Source organism: Sulfurimonas iocasae (assembly GCF_047716755.1).
In the GTDB taxonomy this organism is placed as follows: domain Bacteria; phylum Campylobacterota; class Campylobacteria; order Campylobacterales; family Sulfurimonadaceae; genus Sulfurimonas.
Map to the genome: position 1 here is coordinate 2,778,218 of NZ_CP180409.1, position 18,808 is coordinate 2,797,025.

Here is an 18,808-nt window from a genome sequence, read left to right on the forward strand (position 1 = left end):
CTTATCTCTACTTTGATACTCTTATCTATAATGCGCGTTTTAGTTTTACACTATGACGTGGTAAATATCTCTTTGATATACAATCTTTTTTTTAAAGAATTGTTCTTTTCTATTTCATCTGCAATTTTTATCATAGCTATTTTATATCTGTTTATTAAAAAAGAAATTATGAGAGTAAACGCTAAAGCATCTAAAGCAATGTCCTATGCATTTACAGATGCTTTGACAGGATTAAACAACCGTCACTATCTAAATGATTTTTTAAAGAAGTTTACAGCCCTTAACAAATATGATTCAGACTTTGCCGTAGTCTTTATAGATATAGACAGATTTAAATTGGTTAACGACACTCTTGGACATTTAACAGGCGACTGTATTCTAAAGGGTCTTGCTTTAAGTCTTCAGTCTCTAATTAGACCTGGAGATACACTTTGTCGTTATGGTGGAGAAGAATTTGTAATTATTTTCAGTGATATTTTCAAACAAGATGCTCTAAGTAAAGTAGAACAGATAAGAGATTGTATAGAAAAAAGGTCTTTTGACTGTAAAGAGCAAAAGATAACAATTTCAGCAGGTATTAGTTTTGGTTCAAGAGATAATGATATTAATGAAGTTATGGAACATTCTGATAAAGCATTATATATGGCTAAAGATGCAGGAAGGAACTGTATTAAAGTTTATAATCCAGATTAGTGTCTTCCTGATTTGAAGTTGTTAAGAGTTATGCTTTAAAGCTTTTTTCGTAAAATCTACTGAGCAAAAGAACATTGCTACAAAAATAGGATTTATTTTTACATAATCATCTTTTACTATTTCAAATACTTTAAAATTAAACTCTTCTGCAGTCTCTGCATTAAGTGGAGTTATAGTGAACTCTATGGGTGCTAAAGTTTTAACCATATTAAGGATTTTCTTTTTTTTCTTTTCACTATCATTTTCTAATATATTAAAATCATGATTTTCAGAACTTCTATGAGAACGTATGATTTCTTCTAAAATATCTAGCTTATCTTTGAAAACTATTTTGTTCCAACTAATTCTAGCCTCTTTAGACTCTATTTTGCAACCATTATGCATAAGCGCATTTGGTTTTTTATCCTTCATCGCTTCAATCAATCCTAAAAGAAAGTTTGAGCCACCTAAGGCATCAGCACACTTTGTCATAAATAGATGTATCAATGCTTTTGTCTCTTCGTTTTGTTTGTTAAAATTACACATGTTAAGCCTTTAAATGGAATTATACCTTAAATAAAGTAGTAAGTCAGTTTCGTTTAAGCATATCGTAATAACAAACGTATTATTATGTCAAAAGTAAAAGAAGACAAATTTTGTCTTAATTAAAAAAAGGGTGTTAAATAACCCTGATATTAAAGGTAAAAAATGCAAGTTTATTTAGATAATAATGCTACAACAATGGTAGATCCACAAGTTGTAGAAGTAATGCAACCATTTTTTAGTGAACTGTATGGTAATCCAAACTCACTTCATAAATTTGGGACAGCACCACATCCTGCTTTAAGCAAAGCAATAGACCAAGTTTACACTGCATTAAATGCAAGTGACAATGATGATATAGTATTTACATCATGTGCAACAGAGTCAAATAACTGGGTTTTACAGTCAGTTTTTACAGATCTTGTAGTAAACGGAGACAAAAACCACATCGTAACGACTGAGGTTGAGCATCCATCAATTCTTGCTACATGTAAATTCTTAGAAGAACAAGGCGCTAAAGTTACATATCTTCCGGTGAACGACCAAGGTGTAGTTGAAGCACATACAGTTAGAAGTTTTATAACTGACAAAACTGCTTTAGTTACAGTTATGTGGGCTTCAAATGAGACAGGTATGCTTTTCCCTATTAAAGAGATTGGTGAAATTTGTAAAGAAAAAGGTGTGCTTTTTCACTCAGATGCTGTTCAGGCTGTTGGTAAGATACCAGTAGATTTACAAGATGTTCATGTTGATTTTTTAAGCATGTCTGCTCATAAATTTCATGGGCCTAAAGGCGTAGGCGCTCTTTACATTAAAGACTCTCAAGAACTTACTCCACTCTTACATGGTGGTGAGCATATGGGTGGTCGCCGTTCAGGTACACTAAATGTTCCTTATATTGTTGGTATGGGTAAAGCTATTGAGCTTGCGACTACAAACATCCAAGAGACTGGTCGCAAGATTAGAGAAAAAAGAGATCGCTTAGAAGATGCTATCTTAGAGCTTAGTGATACATTTGTAGTTGGTGATAGAGAAAACCGTACACCAAATACTATTCTTATATCTATAAGAGGTGTTGAGGGTGAAGGTATGCTTTGGGACTTAAATAATGGTCAAATCGGTGCTTCAACTGGTTCAGCATGTGCAAGTGCAGAACTAGAAGCAAATACAGTTATGCTTGCAATCGGTGCAGATAACGAACTAGCTCATACTGGAATTCGTCTAAGTCTTAGTCGTTTTACAACAGATGCTGAGGTTGACTATACTATTAGTCATTTTAAAAATGCGGTTGGAAGACTTAGAGGAATTTCTAGTTCATTCGCAATTCAAAAACCAACTAAAGGTGGAGAAGTTCAAGAATGTGAACTTCACCATCACTAAAAATAAATAATTATTAAAAGGAGATAACATGGCTAAGGCAGATATGTTAGGCGAATCTTTATGGGACGCTTATTCAAATAAAGTAACGACATTAATGAACAATCCTCAACACCAAGGTGAGATTTTTGAAGCAGATGCAGAGGCAAATGGTCACAAACTTATTGTTGCTGATTTTGGTGCAGAATCTTGTGGCGATGCAGTTCGTCTTTACTGGGAGATTGACCCTAAAACAGATAAAATTGTAAACTCTAAGTTTAAATCTTTTGGCTGTGGTACAGCTATCGCATCTTCTGATGTTATGACTGAACTTTGTATCGGGAAAACAGTACAAGAGGCTGTAAAGATTACAAACATAGATGTTGAGATGGCTCTTCGTGATGATCCTGAGACTCCAGCAGTTCCACCTCAAAAGATGCACTGTTCGGTTATGGCTTATGATGTTATCAAAAAAGCAGCTGGTCTTTACATGGGTGTAGATGCTGAGAGTTTTGAAGAAGAGATTATCGTTTGTGAGTGTGCTCGTGTTAGTTTAGGTACTCTTCAAGAGGTGATCCGTCTTAATGACTTAACAACTATTGAACAGATTACTGACTACACTAAAGCTGGTGGATTTTGTAAATCTTGTATCAGACCGGGTGGTCACGAAAAGAGAGAATACTATCTTGTTGATATCTTGAGAGATACTCGTAAAGAAATGGACGAAGAGAAGATGAAAGCTGCTGCAGATGCTGGTGCATCTGGAGATTTTGCAAGCATGACTTTAGTTCAGCAAATCAAAGCAGTTGACGCTGTAATCGATGAGAGTGTTCGCCAGTTCCTAGTTATGGATGGTGGAGATATGGAAGTTATTGATATTAAATCTAATGACGAAAATATCGATATCTATATTCGTTACTTAGGTGCTTGTAATGGTTGTGCTTCTAGTTCAACTGGTACACTTTACGCTATAGAATCAACTCTTAAAGAGAAACTTTCTAAAAACATTCGCGTTTTACCGATTTAATAGTAGGAATTTCCTGCTATTAATATCTGCTTTTAATACTTAGCATCTCATTCGCACCTTTTTGAAACTCATACTCTGTTTTTATTATTTTAGTTTCAAAACCTTTATCTTTAAGTAACTCTAATATTTGTTCTAGATATTCTGATTTTTGATTTTTCAAATCAAGCAAAGGAAATATTCTAACCTCTTTTTTTGACACTCTACACATTTCAAATATAGAATTTATATGAAACTCCAAATCAAAATGTTCACTATATAAAAATAGAAAATGTGAGCTTAACACTAAATCAAAACTACTATCTTTAAATGATAATTTCGGCAACTCATTATATATATATCGCTTTTTATTTTTACCATTTTCGTAATCTTTGATAAAATTACTCATAGCACCCAATCTGATATCTACTAACTCATCAACAGACTTGATTTTCTTCCAAACAAAATCATCTTGATTCTTTTTTAGCTGTTCACTTACCACCGATGAAGTTGCATCTATCCTCGCTCCTATCTCTTTTTTTGTAAATTGATATATAGGATCTATTGAAGTTATATCGGTACCTTGGAGGGTAGCTTCATAGTTAAAACTTGAAGGTCCATCCCCGCATCCTAATATTTTTGATTCTAAATCTTCACTTGAGAGTAAGAACATGCTTTTATACTCTGAAAGATTCCTTCCCCATGGTACTACATTTTCTAGCTTCAATATATTTTCCTTATAGCTTTAGTAATTTAAAACACTATCTAGCATAATAAGAGATGATAGAACTCTTCTTAATCGTATGTGCATTTATCATATAACCAGCAACCGCTTGATTTGTTGTTTCATCAATCTTTAAACTATCGACATCTAAAGCGTAAACAGTGATTATATATCGATGATCTCCATCCCCTTTAGGAGGACATGCTCCACCAAAACCTATTGAACCGTAGTCATTTGTTCCCTCAACAGTTCCTTTTGGCAGTAGTTTTAAATCACTTGCATTACTAGCAATACTTGTGGTTGTTTTAGGTATATTAAATGCAAGCCAATGCCACCATCCACTTCCGGTTGGTGCATCAGGATCGTACATTGTAATAGCAAAGCTTTTAGTGTTTTTTGGAGCATCACTCCACTTTAGTGCTGGAGATTTATTTTCACCACTACAGCCAAAACCTTGATACTCTTGTTTTATAGTAAATTGACCCGTTATATCGTCACTCATCAGAGTAAAATTACCTGCATTTGAGATACTGTATATAAACAGCATTAAAATTATAATTCGCATTTTATTTTCCTTTTTGTGCTTTTAATTCAAATCTTAGCATATTTTTTGGTATTGAAGAGTTTCATGGCTTCAATCCATCTCTTTTGATTGTATTATAAACTATTAAATACTGACAACAGAAATAAAACTATCTGCATTAAATTCTATATGGTCATCATCAGATAATGTCTTTAAATGCTCTATGTATTCATTTTCAAATTTTGAATAGTCATTATTTAGTTGAGTGAGTAATCCTTGATAACCGGTACTGTTTAAGAGTTCCCACCACTCCTTAACACTCATAGGAAATCTTATATCTATATCATTAACGTCTAGATTTTTATATTTAACCTGGCATGAGAACTCTATTATCTCATCTTTTGAAGTTAGTTGTCTTTTTTCTATACTATTTGGTGGCTTAATCCCATAATTACTTTCTAACATATCTAAAAAGATTTTTGAATATGGCTGAAATGCATTTTCATTAAAAGTTGAAAATACAAACTTTCCACCAATCTTTAGTTTAGAGCATACATCACAAAACACCTTGTCCATATTTGGATAAAAAAACAATCCATACCCACAAGTGATAAGGTCAAATTGCATATTATCAAACTCAAGGTTTTCAACATCTTGAAGTTGATAGGTTATGTTTTTTAAATTTTCATCTTTTGTTTTTTTTCTTGCTATGTTTAGCATCTCATCAGAAATATCTACACCATATATATTTGCATTTGGGAACTTTTTACCAAGCTCAATAGCTATATTTCCTGTACCAGTTGAGAGGTCTAATATATTTATATTCTCATTATTTATCTCTATGAACTCCAGCATTTTTTTGGCAGATATAACAAACTGTTTGTTCTTGTCATAGCTCTTAGCAACATCATCAAACGTACTTTTTATTCCATCTTTTATTTTTTTATTTTCTTCGTTACTCATTTTATTTTGCCTTTGAGTGCTTTAGATGTATCATAAACCATCTCGTAGTAGTGATTATTATTATATTCAAACTCTTGGATCACTTCTAATCCTAGTTTTCTTTTGTGTGCTTGGTATGAGCGAGGATTGGTTTTATTCACAAAAGTAACTAAAATAGGAAATTTTTAGACATCTCTTGCCTTGTAAAATCAAATATTTTTTCTAAAATACCACTACCTCGAACACTCTTATCTATGCATACTGGTCCATACTGATAGGAGTTTTCTACACTTAAAGTTTTACCTAAATATGTAAGATTGTGTAAATCTTTTACCATATGCTCAAACATGGGCCAGATTGACCAAAAATGCCAGGATGCTGACATAACATAAGCTACTATCTTTTCCTCTTTGATGGCTATAAATAGACCTTGTTCTTCATCTATTAAAGAAGTTAATTGTTCAGCGGTATAAGCAGTAGTTACAAAACCGTCTACTTTGTCTTCTTCTTTAATAAAATCAACTTGATATTTATAATGAAGCTCTAGAACTTTATCTATATCATCTAATGTTGCTAATCTATACTTCATCTCCTTACCTTTGTGCTTTCATCATCTTTATTGTATCTTTATCTATGTCAGTATCTCTATTTTCTAAATGAGAGATAATCATCTCAAATCTTTCCTTATCTAGGTGCTGTCCAAATTTAAACTTAGCTCTTAATTTTTTTATATCTAATCTTAAAACTGCGGTTGCTTTTATCATCTTATCGTAAGATTCATCGTCAAAAGGTTTATAGCGCCCCTCCGGTTGTAATTTTTGCATCAGAAGTGTTAAGGCTTTAATTTTCTCATCTTTATCTTCAACGATTTTAACTTTACCATCAATACTAATAGACTTGAAGAACTGTGTAGCAGGACAAGCTAATTCCTCACTTGAGCTAAAATATGAAGCTATAATGGAGAAGTTTTCTACTATGCTAAATGAAACTTTAGGGTTAGCCTTTATGATTTGCATCTTACGTCCACTTTGCGAGCCGTGAAAATAGATGATACTATCTTCATGAACAAAATTTATAGGAACGCTGTAGGGGATGTCATCACTGCTAAGAGCAAGTGTGCCATACTCTGCATTTCTCATCATATTATTTATGATTACACTATCTTTTATCTCAAATATCTGCTTCATAAAATCCCTTTTTAACTGTTAGTTTTAGATTATTGAGTAAAGTTTTTAATTCATCAAGTAATACTTTATCTATAATCTTTCCTTTGTTATCAATTTTTTTATTCACTCTAGATACGCATAAGCTTAATTCTTTACTTATATCTCCTGTTAAAACTTTAACTAAATTCATAAGAACAATATTTGCCTTATCTCCACCCATACCTGAAGTTGAAGCACTAATAACAGCTACAGGTTTATCTACAATCTCACCACTTGAAACTAACCAGTCAAGAGCATTTTTAAGTACTCCTGGTATCTCAAAAGCATATTCTGGAGTACTTATTACTATTGCATCAACTCTAGCAATATTTTTTCTTAACTCTTGTACTAAAACGGGTGAGTTATCTTCTTCTAATGTATGATTGTCAATGTCAGCATTAAAAAAAGGAAGTTTGTCCAAATCCTTGTAGATATCTATATTTGTATCTATGATTTTTAAAGCTCTGATTATTGCACTGTTGTATGATTTTGCTCTAAGTGAGCCAGAGATTGCTAATATTTTCATTTTAAATTCTCATCTATGGTTTTTGCAAAATCTTTTGCATATTTTTGTGACCATATTAGTATCTCATCTATTACAGGCTTTAAATCATTGCCGTGATTAGTTAAAGAGTATTCAACTTTTGGAGGAACTTGTGCAAACACTTCTCTATGGATAAGATTTAATTGTTCTAACTCTTTTAGCTTTATGGTTAAAGTTTTTTTTGTTATAGGCTGCATACACTCAAAAAGTTCTTTAAACCTAAGTGTATTATTTTTTAAATTCCAAATTATCATAAGTTTTAATTTATCATTAAAAATCTCAAAAAATATCTCGGATGAAGAGTTGTATTGTTTATTATTAAATTCAATCATAAAAAATTATATCTTATGGTTTCTTTAAACTTGCTTAGTTTACTTTAGTATACTAATGGAATTTTTAAAGCTTTATCTACATTTTTATGTCTGGAAAATTAGCAATCATTTCATCATAAGTTGTATTATTTTTCAATGCATTTACTACTACATCCAAAGGTTCACTATAAATATCAGGTAAATCTATCTCATCTTCTTGTAACTCAAAGGCTAATTTTTCTTTTGGTGGAATAAATCGAGCATCAACACCAGCTTTATTTCCTCTTGCATCAACCCTATACCATCCATATTTTTTCAAATAAATCGCATTTAATCCATGTAAACAATAAACATCTTTTACATACTCTGAACAACTTAATCTTTGGTAACAAAAACCTGTGGGAATATTATTGGCTCTTAACAGTGCAGCTAGTAAAATACTTTTCGCATAACACCAACCGGTTTTATATTTTAGAACATCACTAGCTTTATAGGTTGTTATTTTATCTTTAAAATCACCACTATGGTTAATTTCATCTCGTACATATAAAAAGCAGGCGTTAGCAATATCTTCATCTAAAAACAATCCATCTGTTAACTTAGAAGATAAAGACTTGATAGATGCATGGGAATAATCTACAAGTTCACTTTCTTTTAAAAATTTATTCATTGTTTCTACCTTATACCTTCACTTCATGATTTATCTTGAGTATGACAATATAGCTAAGACTAGACCCAGATATAAACTCAAAGGAGAAAAGTATCTAGTGTCATATATTGCGAACTTTGTTGATTTTATCTTCTTAAAAAATCCAACCGCATTAAAATCACCAACGGCTCTTAGAATAAAAATAGAAGATATTATCCATCCAAAATAAATATAAAGACTATTCATATCGCCAAATCTAAGTATATATGCAACATAAGCAAAACTCATCAAAATAATGCCCACTAAAAAAGTTAAAAATTTACCGGGATTTATTAACTTTTTACCATCTTTTGTTGGAAGAGCAACACTTAGTCCAATTTTACCGCCAAATGACCAGTAAAAATGTAATATTGCGATAAGTATTAAAACTACTATTGTCACTATTGAAAGAAAATTCATCTTATTTAATTCTCCTGTTTGTAATCTTTTCTTTTTTTCTATAAAACAAACTCAACAATACAGGAAGCAAAACCAAGTCTAATACAAGTGCAATATTTAAAGCACTGACTGTTACTATAGCAAAATTAACATTTGGTATAAAACTGCTTACTCCAAAGATAGCAAATGTAAATGAGAGTATAAAAGTAGTTAAAATCATTGCATTTCCACTGTGACTGATAATATAGTCAATACTATCTTCAAAATTTCTAGTTTTTATTGCCTCGAAATATTTTGAGAAAAAATGTATAGTGTCATCAACTGCTATACCTAAAATAACAGCAGCAGAGATAGCGACTCCCAAGTCAATATTTATCTCCAAATAGCCCATAATTCCAGCGACTAAAAATATGGGAGCAATATTTGGAAATATAAATATCCATAGCATCTTTAAGTTTTTAAATATCCCAAACATAACTATTGCAACAATAAGTAAGGTAACACTAATAGAGGCAATAAGTGTATTAGTAACACTTGATTGCATATAAGCAAAAATGGCCGTTTGACCTTGGACATCAGCACTATAGCCTGTATTTTCACTCCACCAGTTTTTTATCCACTCTATCATCTGTAAATCTTTTGAAGTATCAACTAAATCTACATTAATTGAGAGTCTTAAAAACTGTTCTGTTGTATCTATTTGGTCATTTATCTCCATACCCTGAGGAAGGCTCATTGAGTAAAGAAGTAGATATTGAGCCACTAAAGATTGCTCTTGAGGTATGATGTTTTGTGAGGTTTTATTTAACACTTTTTGCATCTTGACAACTATATCTTTAAGTGAAGTTGTAAACCTTACATTTTTAAACTTATCTCTTAAATCATCTTCAAACTTTACAATTGCATTTAAAAATTTTGGATTTTTTACACCATCTATCTCTTTAGCATCTAGAATGATTTCATATATCATGGAACCAGTTAGATTTTTCTCTATAAAGTTACTTCCACTTCTTACAACTGTATCTTGAGAAAAATATTTAATTGAATTACTATCTACTTTTATATAGTTTAACCCATAAGCGATGAAAACAAAAGTAGCAAAAAAAACAACCGCTATTTTTTTGTCATTTCTAACTATAAATGCTCCATAGCCTTTTGTATGTAAAAGATTAAAAAACTTTATCGGTTTGACTTTATAATCATTGTTTAAAGTAAGCAATATAGCAGGTGCAATACTTATGCTTAGCAAAAAGGCAATTATTGCTCCAGATGTTACAGCTATGCCTAATGTTGATATAGGCTCAATTGCACTTAATCCGAGTGAGGAAAAACCGACAGCAGTTGTAAAGGATGTCAATCCGATAGGTAAAATATTTGTCTTTAGTGCAATTGTAACAGCCTCTTTATTTTTATGCCCTTTTATTTTATAGTAGATCCAAGCAAGGTAGAGATGCATAGCATCTGCTATGGCTATAGCAGTTATAAAAGATGGAATATTTACTGTAAAGTTATTTAGCTTATATCCAAGCAGCATCTGTATGCTTAATACACTCAAGAAGCTAAGAACAATAACAACAGACGGGATAAGAATACCTATAAAACTTCTAAAAAACAAAAACAAAAATGTTACCACAACTACAACTGCTAGAGGCATTAGAATCATTGCATCACTTTGTGAAATAGTTACAAGAGATGCTGTAATTGCAGGAGCACCAGTTATGTGAAATTTATAATTATTTTTTAATTCCTCTGCTTTCAATATTTCCTGAATTTTCTCCATTACATAGATATTTACCTCTTCATTTGCACCAGTGGAATTTGAAAGTCTAATAGCTAACATAGTTGTTTGTGCATCCTCAGAAATTAGCTGATTAAGGATTAAAGAATCTTGTAGAGCCATAAGCTTTTTGGCATCTAGGTTTTTACTTTCATATATAAAGTCTTCAACTATAATATCATCATCTTCACTTCTTATATACTGATAGTTCGTCAAACTATCAACACGTCTAACACCATCTATATTTTTAAATGCACTTGTTAAGTCTAAAATAGTCTTTATCGCCTTTGGAGTAAATATCCCAGATTCTTCTTTAAAGGCGACTATAAATGTATCGTCTCCACTAAAAATAGTTCTGAAGTTTTCATAATCTTTTAAGATTTTTGACTCTTTATCAAACCAAATTTTATAACTTCCCTCATAAACCATATCTTTTAAAGAGATTGATAGCAGTGCTACTATAAGTGTAATAAAAATAATAATTTTATATTTTTGTTTATCTAAAAAATCTATGTACCTATCCATCTTTCAAGCCCTTAAAATGTATATGTTAAACCAAGAATCACTCTTGTTGAATAGCCTAGCTTGTAAAGTAGCGTGTTTTGCTCGCTCAACACTTGCAAATATTGCGCATCTACTACTAAGTTATCTATCACTCTTGATTTTGCCTCTACTTTAAAAACTTTCTCTGTATTTTTAAGGTCATATAAAATGCCACCTTTTATCTCGGAATTTCGTGTATCTGTAAGATCTAACTTCAGTGCTAGAAAAATATCATCATTATAAATTTCAGATATATCAACATTCTTTATTTTTTCATCTTGCGCATAAAGATAGCTGTAATATTCCAAATAAAAACCTATATCTATATCCAAAATGTCATAAAAATTATTTTCCAAACCAAAAGAGAGTTGAGCATAATTGCTCATGTTTTCATCACTTATTACATCAGTATAACTGGCTTCACACTTTAATATAGTCTCTTTATAGATTAAGTTTGAGAGAAAAAGGAGTTTGTTCACTCTGTATGCATATTGAGATAAAGTTGTCTGATTCTTTGGTATAAAATATCTTTTGTTGTCATATCCGTGAAGTAATATAAGTTTTGTTTCACTCTCAAAACTCTTATCTGTAGCAAAGCTATACATTAAATGTAAAGTTGGAGTATCTCTCTCATCGCTATAACTCAACTCTTTATCATAATTACTTATAAATGAATATTTTACATCTTGTTCATAAAATTTCACACCAAATTCTAAAGAATCTTCATCAAAATACTTAGTTACATGCAAGCCTATAGAACCAAGCTTTGCACTGTTGTCAAAGGCATCAAGCAGATGGTTCTTTTGATTATAGACATCAGCAATATTGAAACCCTCTAACTCTCCCCAATATTTGATTATTTTACCAAGAGTAAAACTGTAATCTTTGTACTCTTTGGTAACAAACAACTCATTTAAAATAATATATCTTCGCTCTTTATACTCATTACTATAGAGATACTCAACAGTTGCGTCTGCTTTAAATATATCATTATGCAGTTTTAATTTTGAATTACCTTTAACAATGGTCTCATCTGAAAACTTATCATAATTTATATGTTTTATGGATAGGGAGGACTTATTCTCAAATGCATTTAAAAGCATCGCAAAAAGAAGCAAAAATAAGATTACTTTCATTTTAAAGCTCTTTTAGAAAACTCATTTTTGCTAAGATTTGCTTTTATCTTATCTTCATCCCAAGTTAGCGTGCTTGTTTTTTTGTTTTGAATATTGGACATCTTCATAATTTTTATACGGTAAACATCATCAATTTTTTTATATTCTAAAAATGAAACCTTTTTGAGTAACCTATTCTGCTTGTCATAATACTCTCCAAATTTTGCTAGATAAGTTGTCGTATCTATGAAAACAATCTGTTTAGAGTAACCGCTATTTTTATCTTTTGGAACTCTAGTTATCTTAAAGTACTCCTTAGCATCTATTATAATTTTTTTAGCATCACCTTGGTAAGAATAATTTTTATAATTTTGAGATGCTATGTCTTCGTAGGAAAATTCACTAGCCATAAATGAGCCTGATTTATTTCGTGAGCTTATTCGTTTTATGCGTTTAAGTGCTGGCATATAGAGCCACTGTTTATCATCTTTGGCAATTTGCTCAAAACTTAAAAGCTTAGTTCCTTTAATATCTTTGGGATATACAAATGTTAATATGGATCTGTCTCCTTTTTTATCTTCGAGTTTTTTAATCTCTAGTTTTCTTATATTTTGAACACCTTGGGCATTTTCCAAAATCATTGTAGTTTTAGAACTGCTGCTCTCATATCCTGAGATAACCGAGTATGATTTTTTTGCAACTTCTAGTGAGGTTTGAGCAAACAAGCCTACAAGCACAGTAGAAATCAATAGCATCTTTTTCATATTATAAAGCCTCTTTGTTTTTAAAGTAAACAATGTTAACATAAGAAAACTTAAATGTAAACAATGTTTACTTTGTTTTATGCTAGAATACTGTTATGATAAAAAAAGAATACCATCACGGAAACTTGAGAGAGGAGTTTTTAAACATTGCCTTTGACTTTATAGCAAAAGAAGACATTGACAAGCTGACTTTAAAAATTCTCTCAGAAGCAACTGGCACATCTCGCTCAGCAATATACAAACACTTTAAATCTAAAGATGCTCTTGTTGAAGAGATAATAGAGATAGGTTTTATAAAATTTGACAAGGCTACCTCTCCAGTACTTACAAACAAAGAAATACCACTAGTAGACAGGTTTTATAAAAGTGGAAAATTATACATAGAATTTGCAAAAGAAAATCCAAATCTTTATAGACTCCTATTTGGTAAGAAATATTCTCATATTAGAGATGAAATACTAAGCATAAAAGAGGATGACTGTAGTGGTTTTGGAGCATTAAAAGCAACAATCCAAGAGGGGCATAATAGTGGCATCTTAAAAAAAGACAGCTCATATAAGCAGACTATTATTATATGGTCATCACTTCATGGTTTGTCATCATTAATCATTGATGGTTTTATGGATGTAGAAGAGTTGTATGAGGAGTTGTATGATGATATGTTTGAAACATTATTGGCTGGTATTATTGCAAATAAAGTAAAACTTTTATCATCTTTACCCTTTGCTAAAAAAATCTTAAAGCCAAATAATGTATAAAAAACTCTATTCACAAATAACAGATGCACTTGTAAAAGATGGGGTCATAGTTATTAAAAATTCTTTAGATCCGAAGCTATGAACTGAGCTTTTAGATTACGCAAAAAATGAGCCTGATTTTAATAGAGCCTGTATCTCCGGTTCGAATGACTTACATCTAGATAGCAGTAAACGAAAAGACAAAACACATTGGCTAGATGATGACAGTCAGTCTCAAAGAACATTTTTAATTTTTGCAAACGGACTAAAAGAACATCTCAACAGAGAGTTATATCTAGGACTCTCGTATTATGAAAGTCATTTTGCCATCTATGATAAGGATGATTTTTATGAGACTCACCTAGACTGTTTCAAAAACTTCAAAAATCGTATAGTAACCACTGTTTATTATCTTAATGATGAGTGGGGTGAAGATGATGGCGGTGAACTTATTGTTTATGATCAAAATAGTAACTTTTTAGAAAAAATAACGCCCGAAGCTAATACCTTAGTTGTATTTATGAGCGAGAAGTTTCCGCATGAAGTCTTACCGGCTAAGAGAAAAAGATATTCTATTGCCGGATGGTTTAGAGTGGATAAGGTTTAATAGCTACTCTTTACCGTTTATCATACTCGAAATCAAGCCTTTTTCATCTTTGTTTTCAGCAACGATAACGCCTATTATATGAAGAGGTACAAAATACATAACGATATTAAAAGTGAATTCATGAATCTCTTTTATGTCGTGAGCTGTCTCTTTTAATAGTCCCAAGTCTTGGTAAAAATAAATTGAAAGGCCACTAGCCGCCATAAAAAGAAGAGTTGCATAGATGATATAGTAAGAAAGGTGAACAGCTTTTTTATGTAGCGTTAAAGAGCTAAAACTCTCTTTTTTGCTTGTATCAAAAAAATAAAGATAGATTCTAAAAATAATCAAAAAAGCCAAAGCATAACCTAAAATGATATGCCACTCCCACATTCCGGCTCGAACTGCTTTTGCTAAAACTTTCGCTTGTTCAGCTGTTATTTCTATACTTATTTCAGATAGTTTAGTCATTAATATTTCTGAGTTAGTTCTCCAACTCAAAAATGTTTTTCGTAAAAGTACAGTACCAAGCAGTCCTAAAACTACAGTTGCATGAAGCCAATGCCAGATTCTAAATTGAATTGAGTATTTCATTGAAATTCCTTTGTTTATGCTATTATATCACATATGAATTATAAAAAAATAGATAATATAAACACTCCTGATTTAGCGATATATCATAAGCTAAGAGATAACGCTTTTAGTGCAGACAACAGCTTTATAGCCGACAGCCCGAAAGTTGTAAATATACTTTTAGAGAGTGATATACAAATCAAAAGTATCTTAGCAACTAAAGAGTATTATGAAGAGTATGGGGATTTGATAGGAACAAAAAATATTCCTAATCTTTTTGTTGCAAGTAAAGAAGAGATGCAAGGTATCATCGGACATAAAATTCATCATAATTGTATGATGCATGGTGTCAGACCGCCAGAAAGTTCACTAGATGACTTAGGAGATAATATCCTGATGCTAGATGCTATAACTTCAACCGAAAATGTTGGTTCGATTGCCAGAAGTGCTGCAGCACTTGGAGTCGGTTCATATCTGCTTCCTAAGCAATCTCCACACCCTTATGCAAGACGAGCACTAAGAGTCTCCATGGGTTATGTAAGCAAGTTGAAAGTTCATGTTTATGAAGATATATTTCAAACACTAAATGCCCTTAAAGCGAATGGATATAAAATATTTGCAGCCGAAGTAACTCCAGATGCTGTGCTTTTATCGAAGGTCAAAGTTCCGCAAAAATGGGTACTTCTTATGGGGCATGAGGGTAAAGGTATATCACAAGAAGTGCTCAATGAATGTGATGAAATTATAAGTATAGAGATGTCTAGTGATGTTAAAAGTTTTAATGTAAGTGTTGCAGCATCTATTATGATGTATCAGTTTAGTGTTCTTCTAAAATAATATAGATATAATTGCATCTTAATAAAACAAAATAAAGGTATCACTATGGACGGCACGCAAAGAAAAAATATAAAACATGGTAAAAGTGTAGCCATCGTTCTAAAACAAGATCAAGATAGTGGACTTCTTACAGATGGTATAGTTCGCGATATACTAACAAAGTCACCTTCACATCCTCATGGTATTAAAGTACGTCTTATGAGTGGAGAAGTTGGACGAGTAAAGGAAATATACTAGTTATATCACGCAAAAGGAAGTAATTCATTTTACTACGCTAACGCTTGGTTCTCTTCGGCAGAGAGCCCATTGCACTTGTGCAATTTTATATTTTACAAGAAGTAAAATACAATTTAAAAAGAAAAATATATGAAATTTTCAAACCTTTCTCTTTCAAAAGAGATGCTTCACAATTTAAATGAAATTGGCTACAAAGAGATGACACCCATCCAAGCTGAGTCACTTCCATATATCCTTGATGGAAAAGATGTAATCGCTCAGGCAAAAACAGGAAGCGGTAAAACAGCTGCTTTTGGAATAGGATTGCTTACAAAGCTACAAGTAAAAAAGTTTAGAGTCCAGTCTCTAGTCCTTTGTCCGACTCGTGAACTGGCAGACCAGGTTGCAAAAGAGCTTCGTATGCTTGCACGCGCTACTCACAATGTTAAAATACTTACTCTTTGTGGTGGAGCAGCATTCGGCCCACAGCTTGGTTCACTTAGTCATGGTGCACATATCATCGTTGGTACTCCAGGGCGGATTTTAAAGCATCTAAAAAAAGAGACACTCTCTCTTGAAGACCTCGATATGCTTGTTCTTGATGAAGCAGACAGAATGTTAGATATGGGTTTTAGCGAAGAGATAAATGAAGTTTTATCATTTACTAAAAAGAGAAAACAGACACTTCTTTTCTCGGCTACATATACAGATGAAGTCATGGATATAAGTAAAAATCTTCAGCATGAAGCAGTTAGTGTAAAGACTATATCTACTGAAGTTGCGAACAATATAACTGAGAGGTTTTACGAAGTAGACAGTAATCAGAAAATGGATACCATCATAAATATTCTTAGTAATTTCAAACCTGAAAATGTAATCATTTTTACAAATACAAAGATAGATGCAAAAGAGCTGGCAGAGAACTTACAAAAGAAAAAGATAGATGCCTTGGCTATTCACGGTGACCTTGAACAGTATGAGAGAAATGATGTGTTAGTCCAATTTGCAAACAGAAGCTGTCCGGTTCTTATCGCTACTGATGTTGCAGCTCGTGGTCTTGATATAAAAGAGATGTCTATGGTTATAAACTATGATCTTCCTCATGGTGAAGAGACTTACACTCACAGAATTGGAAGAACAGGTCGTGCTGGTCAAGATGGTTTGTCATTTACTCTTTTTAGTGAATATGAGGCTGATAAAGCTTATGAGTATAAAAATGATACTAGACTTTTTCAAAGTGCAGGTGAGCTTAAAACTGTAAACGGTTTCGAGATGAAACCTCAATATATAACGCTTGTAATTGAGGGTGGGAAAAAAGATAAAGTCCGTGCAGGAGATTTGCTTGGCGCTTTAACAGGGGATGCAGGTCTTCAAGGCAGCTCGATTGGTAAGATAGACATCTACGAGCGACAAAGTTATGTTGCTATAGAGGCTAAACTTATTGATGAGGCACATAAACAGCTAAAAAATGGAAAGATAAAAGGTAAGAAATTTTCTGTTTGGGTTTTGTAAGTTAAATGAAAGAGTTAAAGTACCTAAACCACTATCCCCCTCAGGTAAAAGAGCAGGTTCATAAACTTATCAAAGCAGATAAACTCTCTGCACATCTTCTAAAAAAATATCCATATTCACACGATAAAAGGAGTGATAAAACACTCTTTTCATATGCAAATGACTTAAAAAACCAACACATAAAAAAAGCAGCTCCACTCAATAAAGTTATATATGACGGGAAGATAAATGTTATTCACAATGCTTTAGGCACTCATCATTTTGTATCACGAGTACAAGGGGGTAAATTAAAAGCTAAAAATGAGATACGAATAGCTTCTATGTTTAAGAGTGTCCCTCAAGATTTCTTAGAGATGATTGTTGTACATGAACTCTCACACTTTAAAGAAAAAGAACACAACAAAGCTTTTTACAAACTATGTGAATATATGCAACCATCCTATCATCAAATAGAATTTGATTTAAGGCTCTATCTTACTCATATAGATATAAATGGCAAACTACAAGAGTGGAATTAATTGATTAAAATCAATAAACATTAATAATATAATCTTATAATATAATAGAAACATTTTATTGAGGAGATAGTTATGAAAGATTTATCAAGAAGAGCTTTTTTAAGATATATGTCCATTTTGGGTTTAGCAACATTTAGCGCAACTGCTTTGTATGCTAAAGGAAGTAAAGCCCAGTACAAGTACCAAGAGACACCAAAAGATGGTAAAACATGTCTTGAATGTATGCATTTTATTGCAGATACAAATGAGTGCAGAATGGTAGAGGGTAAGATTAGTCCTGATGGCTGGTGTGCTGCATACTATAAATTGCCTAACAAGGCAGTACCAAAGTAAAATACATCAAAGAGAGCTTAGTCATCTAAAGTTGTCTATGTTCTTGCTCTCTATATTCCATTGATTAAATAATATTGAAAGTAAACATAAATTAGTATCTTAGTAAATAAAGATAAAAGTAAAAATGATTAAAAGATAAAAAAGGGTAAGTAGTAAAAAATTGATCAACTAGGCAGCGACCTACATTTCCAATCCTGCAAGGATCAGTATTATCAGCGATGAGAGGCTTAGCTTCTGGGTTCGGAATGGAGCCAGGCGTTTCCCTCTCTCTATAGCCACCTAGACAATCAAGTCTAAAGACATCGAAATGTACTTAGACTTGACTGTATGAGTCAATAAAGGGGTATTAATGAGAAATCTCATTAAGTTATGATTGTTAAAGTCAAC

The 18,808-nt window shown here is 32.1% G+C and carries 25 protein-coding genes and 1 rRNA gene; 10 read left to right on the forward strand and 16 right to left on the reverse strand.

The window, feature by feature from the left end; all coding sequences use genetic code 11:
• Nucleotides 1-30: 30 nt before the first annotated feature.
• The gene (locus ACLHDE_RS14210) at nt 31-693 is read left to right on the forward strand and encodes a GGDEF domain-containing protein (protein WP_415397057.1); all 663 of its coding nucleotides are present in this window, start codon (nt 31-33) and stop codon (nt 691-693) included.
• Nucleotides 694-714: 21 nt separating this feature from the next.
• Here the strand turns inward: ACLHDE_RS14210 and ACLHDE_RS14215 are convergent, their stop codons facing one another.
• Nucleotides 715-1,218: a hypothetical protein gene (locus ACLHDE_RS14215; protein ID WP_415397058.1), complete on the reverse strand. Its 504-nt coding sequence runs from the start codon at nt 1,216-1,218 to the stop codon at nt 715-717.
• A 162-nt stretch (nt 1,219-1,380) separates the two neighbouring features.
• Here ACLHDE_RS14215 and ACLHDE_RS14220 point away from each other — a divergent pair, with 162 nt between their 5' ends.
• Nucleotides 1,381-2,595, forward strand: a complete 1,215-nt coding sequence (locus ACLHDE_RS14220) for a NifS family cysteine desulfurase (RefSeq protein ID WP_415397059.1) — start codon at nt 1,381-1,383, stop codon at nt 2,593-2,595.
• A gap of 28 nt (nt 2,596-2,623) precedes the next feature.
• Nucleotides 2,624-3,598, forward strand: coding sequence for an iron-sulfur cluster assembly scaffold protein (locus ACLHDE_RS14225; protein ID WP_415397060.1), 975 nt, complete (start codon nt 2,624-2,626; stop codon nt 3,596-3,598).
• A 19-nt stretch (nt 3,599-3,617) separates the two neighbouring features.
• Here ACLHDE_RS14225 and ACLHDE_RS14230 read toward each other — a convergent pair whose 3' ends face one another.
• The 13 genes from ACLHDE_RS14230 to ACLHDE_RS14290 all read right to left on the reverse strand — a co-directional run bounded on the left by ACLHDE_RS14230 (nt 3,618) and on the right by ACLHDE_RS14290 (nt 13,109).
• Nucleotides 3,618-4,301 (reverse strand): SAM-dependent methyltransferase, encoded by a 684-nt coding sequence (locus ACLHDE_RS14230; protein ID WP_415397061.1) that lies wholly within the window; start codon nt 4,299-4,301, stop codon nt 3,618-3,620.
• A gap of 34 nt (nt 4,302-4,335) precedes the next feature.
• Nucleotides 4,336-4,863, reverse strand: a complete 528-nt coding sequence (locus tag ACLHDE_RS14235) for a YbhB/YbcL family Raf kinase inhibitor-like protein (protein WP_415397062.1) — start codon at nt 4,861-4,863, stop codon at nt 4,336-4,338.
• A gap of 102 nt (nt 4,864-4,965) precedes the next feature.
• The gene (locus ACLHDE_RS14240) at nt 4,966-5,784 is read right to left on the reverse strand and encodes a methyltransferase domain-containing protein (protein ID WP_415397063.1); all 819 of its coding nucleotides are present in this window, start codon (nt 5,782-5,784) and stop codon (nt 4,966-4,968) included.
• Nucleotides 5,781-5,924: a hypothetical protein gene (locus ACLHDE_RS14245; protein WP_415397064.1), complete on the reverse strand. Its 144-nt coding sequence runs from the start codon at nt 5,922-5,924 to the stop codon at nt 5,781-5,783. Before ACLHDE_RS14245 ends, ACLHDE_RS14240 begins: the two co-directional genes overlap by 4 nt.
• Nucleotides 5,925-5,932: 8 nt before the next feature.
• Nucleotides 5,933-6,352, reverse strand: a complete 420-nt coding sequence (locus tag ACLHDE_RS14250; RefSeq protein WP_415397065.1) for a GNAT family acetyltransferase — start codon at nt 6,350-6,352, stop codon at nt 5,933-5,935.
• A gap of 4 nt (nt 6,353-6,356) precedes the next feature.
• Nucleotides 6,357-6,950 carry a pyridoxamine 5'-phosphate oxidase family protein gene (locus ACLHDE_RS14255; protein ID WP_415397066.1) on the reverse strand — a complete coding sequence of 198 codons (594 nt, stop codon included), beginning with the start codon at nt 6,948-6,950 and terminating at the stop codon, nt 6,357-6,359.
• Complete coding sequence (locus tag ACLHDE_RS14260) at nt 6,934-7,494, reverse strand: NADPH-dependent FMN reductase (protein ID WP_415397067.1); 561 nt, start codon at nt 7,492-7,494, stop codon at nt 6,934-6,936. Before ACLHDE_RS14260 ends, ACLHDE_RS14255 begins: the two co-directional genes overlap by 17 nt.
• The gene (locus ACLHDE_RS14265; RefSeq protein ID WP_415397068.1) at nt 7,491-7,844 is read right to left on the reverse strand and encodes a winged helix-turn-helix transcriptional regulator; all 354 of its coding nucleotides are present in this window, start codon (nt 7,842-7,844) and stop codon (nt 7,491-7,493) included. Before ACLHDE_RS14265 ends, ACLHDE_RS14260 begins: the two co-directional genes overlap by 4 nt.
• A 76-nt stretch (nt 7,845-7,920) precedes the next feature.
• On the reverse strand, nt 7,921-8,493 hold the full coding sequence (locus ACLHDE_RS14270; RefSeq protein ID WP_415397069.1) for a transglutaminase-like domain-containing protein: 573 nt from the start codon (nt 8,491-8,493) through the stop codon (nt 7,921-7,923).
• 30 nt (nt 8,494-8,523) lie between these two features.
• A complete protein-coding gene (locus ACLHDE_RS14275; protein ID WP_415397070.1) occupies nt 8,524-8,931 on the reverse strand; it encodes a DUF3995 domain-containing protein in 408 nt (135 codons plus the stop codon).
• Nucleotide 8,932: 1 nt separating this feature from the next.
• On the reverse strand, nt 8,933-11,212 hold the full coding sequence (locus ACLHDE_RS14280) for an efflux RND transporter permease subunit (RefSeq protein WP_415397071.1): 2,280 nt from the start codon (nt 11,210-11,212) through the stop codon (nt 8,933-8,935).
• Between the two features lie 11 nt (nt 11,213-11,223).
• Nucleotides 11,224-12,366 carry a hypothetical protein gene (locus ACLHDE_RS14285; protein WP_415397072.1) on the reverse strand — a complete coding sequence of 381 codons (1,143 nt, stop codon included), beginning with the start codon at nt 12,364-12,366 and terminating at the stop codon, nt 11,224-11,226.
• Nucleotides 12,363-13,109: an outer membrane lipoprotein-sorting protein gene (locus ACLHDE_RS14290; protein WP_415397073.1), complete on the reverse strand. Its 747-nt coding sequence runs from the start codon at nt 13,107-13,109 to the stop codon at nt 12,363-12,365. The genes ACLHDE_RS14285 and ACLHDE_RS14290 overlap by 4 nt, the downstream gene beginning before the upstream one ends.
• Before the next feature lie 95 nt (nt 13,110-13,204).
• Between ACLHDE_RS14290 and ACLHDE_RS14295 the strand changes: the two genes are divergently transcribed.
• Nucleotides 13,205-13,867: a TetR/AcrR family transcriptional regulator gene (locus ACLHDE_RS14295; protein WP_415397074.1), complete on the forward strand. Its 663-nt coding sequence runs from the start codon at nt 13,205-13,207 to the stop codon at nt 13,865-13,867.
• Between the two features lie 307 nt (nt 13,868-14,174).
• Complete coding sequence (locus ACLHDE_RS14300) at nt 14,175-14,453, forward strand: 2OG-Fe(II) oxygenase (RefSeq protein ID WP_415398549.1); 279 nt, start codon at nt 14,175-14,177, stop codon at nt 14,451-14,453.
• Nucleotides 14,454-14,456: 3 nt separating this feature from the next.
• Here the strand turns inward: ACLHDE_RS14300 and ACLHDE_RS14305 are convergent, their stop codons facing one another.
• The gene (locus tag ACLHDE_RS14305; RefSeq protein WP_415397075.1) at nt 14,457-15,026 is read right to left on the reverse strand and encodes a cytochrome b/b6 domain-containing protein; all 570 of its coding nucleotides are present in this window, start codon (nt 15,024-15,026) and stop codon (nt 14,457-14,459) included.
• A 33-nt stretch (nt 15,027-15,059) separates the two neighbouring features.
• Between ACLHDE_RS14305 and ACLHDE_RS14310 the strand changes: the two genes are divergently transcribed.
• The 5 genes from ACLHDE_RS14310 (at nt 15,060) to ACLHDE_RS14330 (ending at nt 18,421) form a co-directional block, all read left to right on the forward strand.
• Nucleotides 15,060-15,842, forward strand: coding sequence for a TrmH family RNA methyltransferase (locus tag ACLHDE_RS14310; RefSeq protein WP_415397076.1), 783 nt, complete (start codon nt 15,060-15,062; stop codon nt 15,840-15,842).
• 45 nt (nt 15,843-15,887) lie between these two features.
• On the forward strand, nt 15,888-16,079 hold the full coding sequence (locus ACLHDE_RS14315) for a YwbE family protein (RefSeq protein WP_415397077.1): 192 nt from the start codon (nt 15,888-15,890) through the stop codon (nt 16,077-16,079).
• Between the two features lie 129 nt (nt 16,080-16,208).
• Nucleotides 16,209-17,570, forward strand: a complete 1,362-nt coding sequence (gene dbpA / locus ACLHDE_RS14320) for an ATP-dependent RNA helicase DbpA (protein ID WP_415397078.1) — start codon at nt 16,209-16,211, stop codon at nt 17,568-17,570.
• Between the two features lie 5 nt (nt 17,571-17,575).
• Complete coding sequence (locus ACLHDE_RS14325) at nt 17,576-18,088, forward strand: YgjP-like metallopeptidase domain-containing protein (protein ID WP_415397079.1); 513 nt, start codon at nt 17,576-17,578, stop codon at nt 18,086-18,088.
• A 72-nt stretch (nt 18,089-18,160) separates the two neighbouring features.
• Nucleotides 18,161-18,421 carry a high-potential iron-sulfur protein gene (locus ACLHDE_RS14330; RefSeq protein ID WP_415397080.1) on the forward strand — a complete coding sequence of 87 codons (261 nt, stop codon included), beginning with the start codon at nt 18,161-18,163 and terminating at the stop codon, nt 18,419-18,421.
• 167 nt (nt 18,422-18,588) lie between these two features.
• Here ACLHDE_RS14330 and rrf read toward each other — a convergent pair.
• Nucleotides 18,589-18,704 (reverse strand): 5S ribosomal RNA (gene rrf, locus ACLHDE_RS14335).
• Nucleotides 18,705-18,808: the final 104 nt, after the last annotated feature.

Bases quoted from the DNA above. Each gene is read 5' to 3' on its own strand.
- ACLHDE_RS14210 (WP_415397057.1), top strand. From the start codon at position 31: ATGCGCGTTTTAGTTTTACACTATGACGTGGTAAATATCTCTTTGATA.
- ACLHDE_RS14215 (WP_415397058.1), bottom strand. From the start codon at position 1,218: ATGTGTAATTTTAACAAACAAAACGAAGAGACAAAAGCATTGATACAT.
- ACLHDE_RS14220 (WP_415397059.1), top strand. From the start codon at position 1,381: ATGCAAGTTTATTTAGATAATAATGCTACAACAATGGTAGATCCACAA.
- ACLHDE_RS14225 (WP_415397060.1), top strand. From the start codon at position 2,624: ATGGCTAAGGCAGATATGTTAGGCGAATCTTTATGGGACGCTTATTCA.
- ACLHDE_RS14235 (WP_415397062.1), bottom strand. From the start codon at position 4,863: ATGCGAATTATAATTTTAATGCTGTTTATATACAGTATCTCAAATGCA.
- ACLHDE_RS14240 (WP_415397063.1), bottom strand. From the start codon at position 5,784: ATGAGTAACGAAGAAAATAAAAAAATAAAAGATGGAATAAAAAGTACG.
- ACLHDE_RS14250 (WP_415397065.1), bottom strand. From the start codon at position 6,352: ATGAAGTATAGATTAGCAACATTAGATGATATAGATAAAGTTCTAGAG.
- ACLHDE_RS14255 (WP_415397066.1), bottom strand. From the start codon at position 6,950: ATGAAGCAGATATTTGAGATAAAAGATAGTGTAATCATAAATAATATG.
- ACLHDE_RS14260 (WP_415397067.1), bottom strand. From the start codon at position 7,494: ATGAAAATATTAGCAATCTCTGGCTCACTTAGAGCAAAATCATACAAC.
- ACLHDE_RS14265 (WP_415397068.1), bottom strand. From the start codon at position 7,844: ATGATTGAATTTAATAATAAACAATACAACTCTTCATCCGAGATATTT.
- ACLHDE_RS14270 (WP_415397069.1), bottom strand. From the start codon at position 8,493: ATGAATAAATTTTTAAAAGAAAGTGAACTTGTAGATTATTCCCATGCA.
- ACLHDE_RS14275 (WP_415397070.1), bottom strand. From the start codon at position 8,931: ATGAATTTTCTTTCAATAGTGACAATAGTAGTTTTAATACTTATCGCA.
- ACLHDE_RS14280 (WP_415397071.1), bottom strand. From the start codon at position 11,212: ATGGATAGGTACATAGATTTTTTAGATAAACAAAAATATAAAATTATT.
- ACLHDE_RS14285 (WP_415397072.1), bottom strand. From the start codon at position 12,366: ATGAAAGTAATCTTATTTTTGCTTCTTTTTGCGATGCTTTTAAATGCA.
- ACLHDE_RS14290 (WP_415397073.1), bottom strand. From the start codon at position 13,109: ATGAAAAAGATGCTATTGATTTCTACTGTGCTTGTAGGCTTGTTTGCT.
- ACLHDE_RS14295 (WP_415397074.1), top strand. From the start codon at position 13,205: ATGATAAAAAAAGAATACCATCACGGAAACTTGAGAGAGGAGTTTTTA.
- ACLHDE_RS14305 (WP_415397075.1), bottom strand. From the start codon at position 15,026: ATGAAATACTCAATTCAATTTAGAATCTGGCATTGGCTTCATGCAACT.
- ACLHDE_RS14310 (WP_415397076.1), top strand. From the start codon at position 15,060: ATGAATTATAAAAAAATAGATAATATAAACACTCCTGATTTAGCGATA.
- ACLHDE_RS14315 (WP_415397077.1), top strand. From the start codon at position 15,888: ATGGACGGCACGCAAAGAAAAAATATAAAACATGGTAAAAGTGTAGCC.
- dbpA (WP_415397078.1), top strand. From the start codon at position 16,209: ATGAAATTTTCAAACCTTTCTCTTTCAAAAGAGATGCTTCACAATTTA.
- ACLHDE_RS14325 (WP_415397079.1), top strand. From the start codon at position 17,576: ATGAAAGAGTTAAAGTACCTAAACCACTATCCCCCTCAGGTAAAAGAG.
- ACLHDE_RS14330 (WP_415397080.1), top strand. From the start codon at position 18,161: ATGAAAGATTTATCAAGAAGAGCTTTTTTAAGATATATGTCCATTTTG.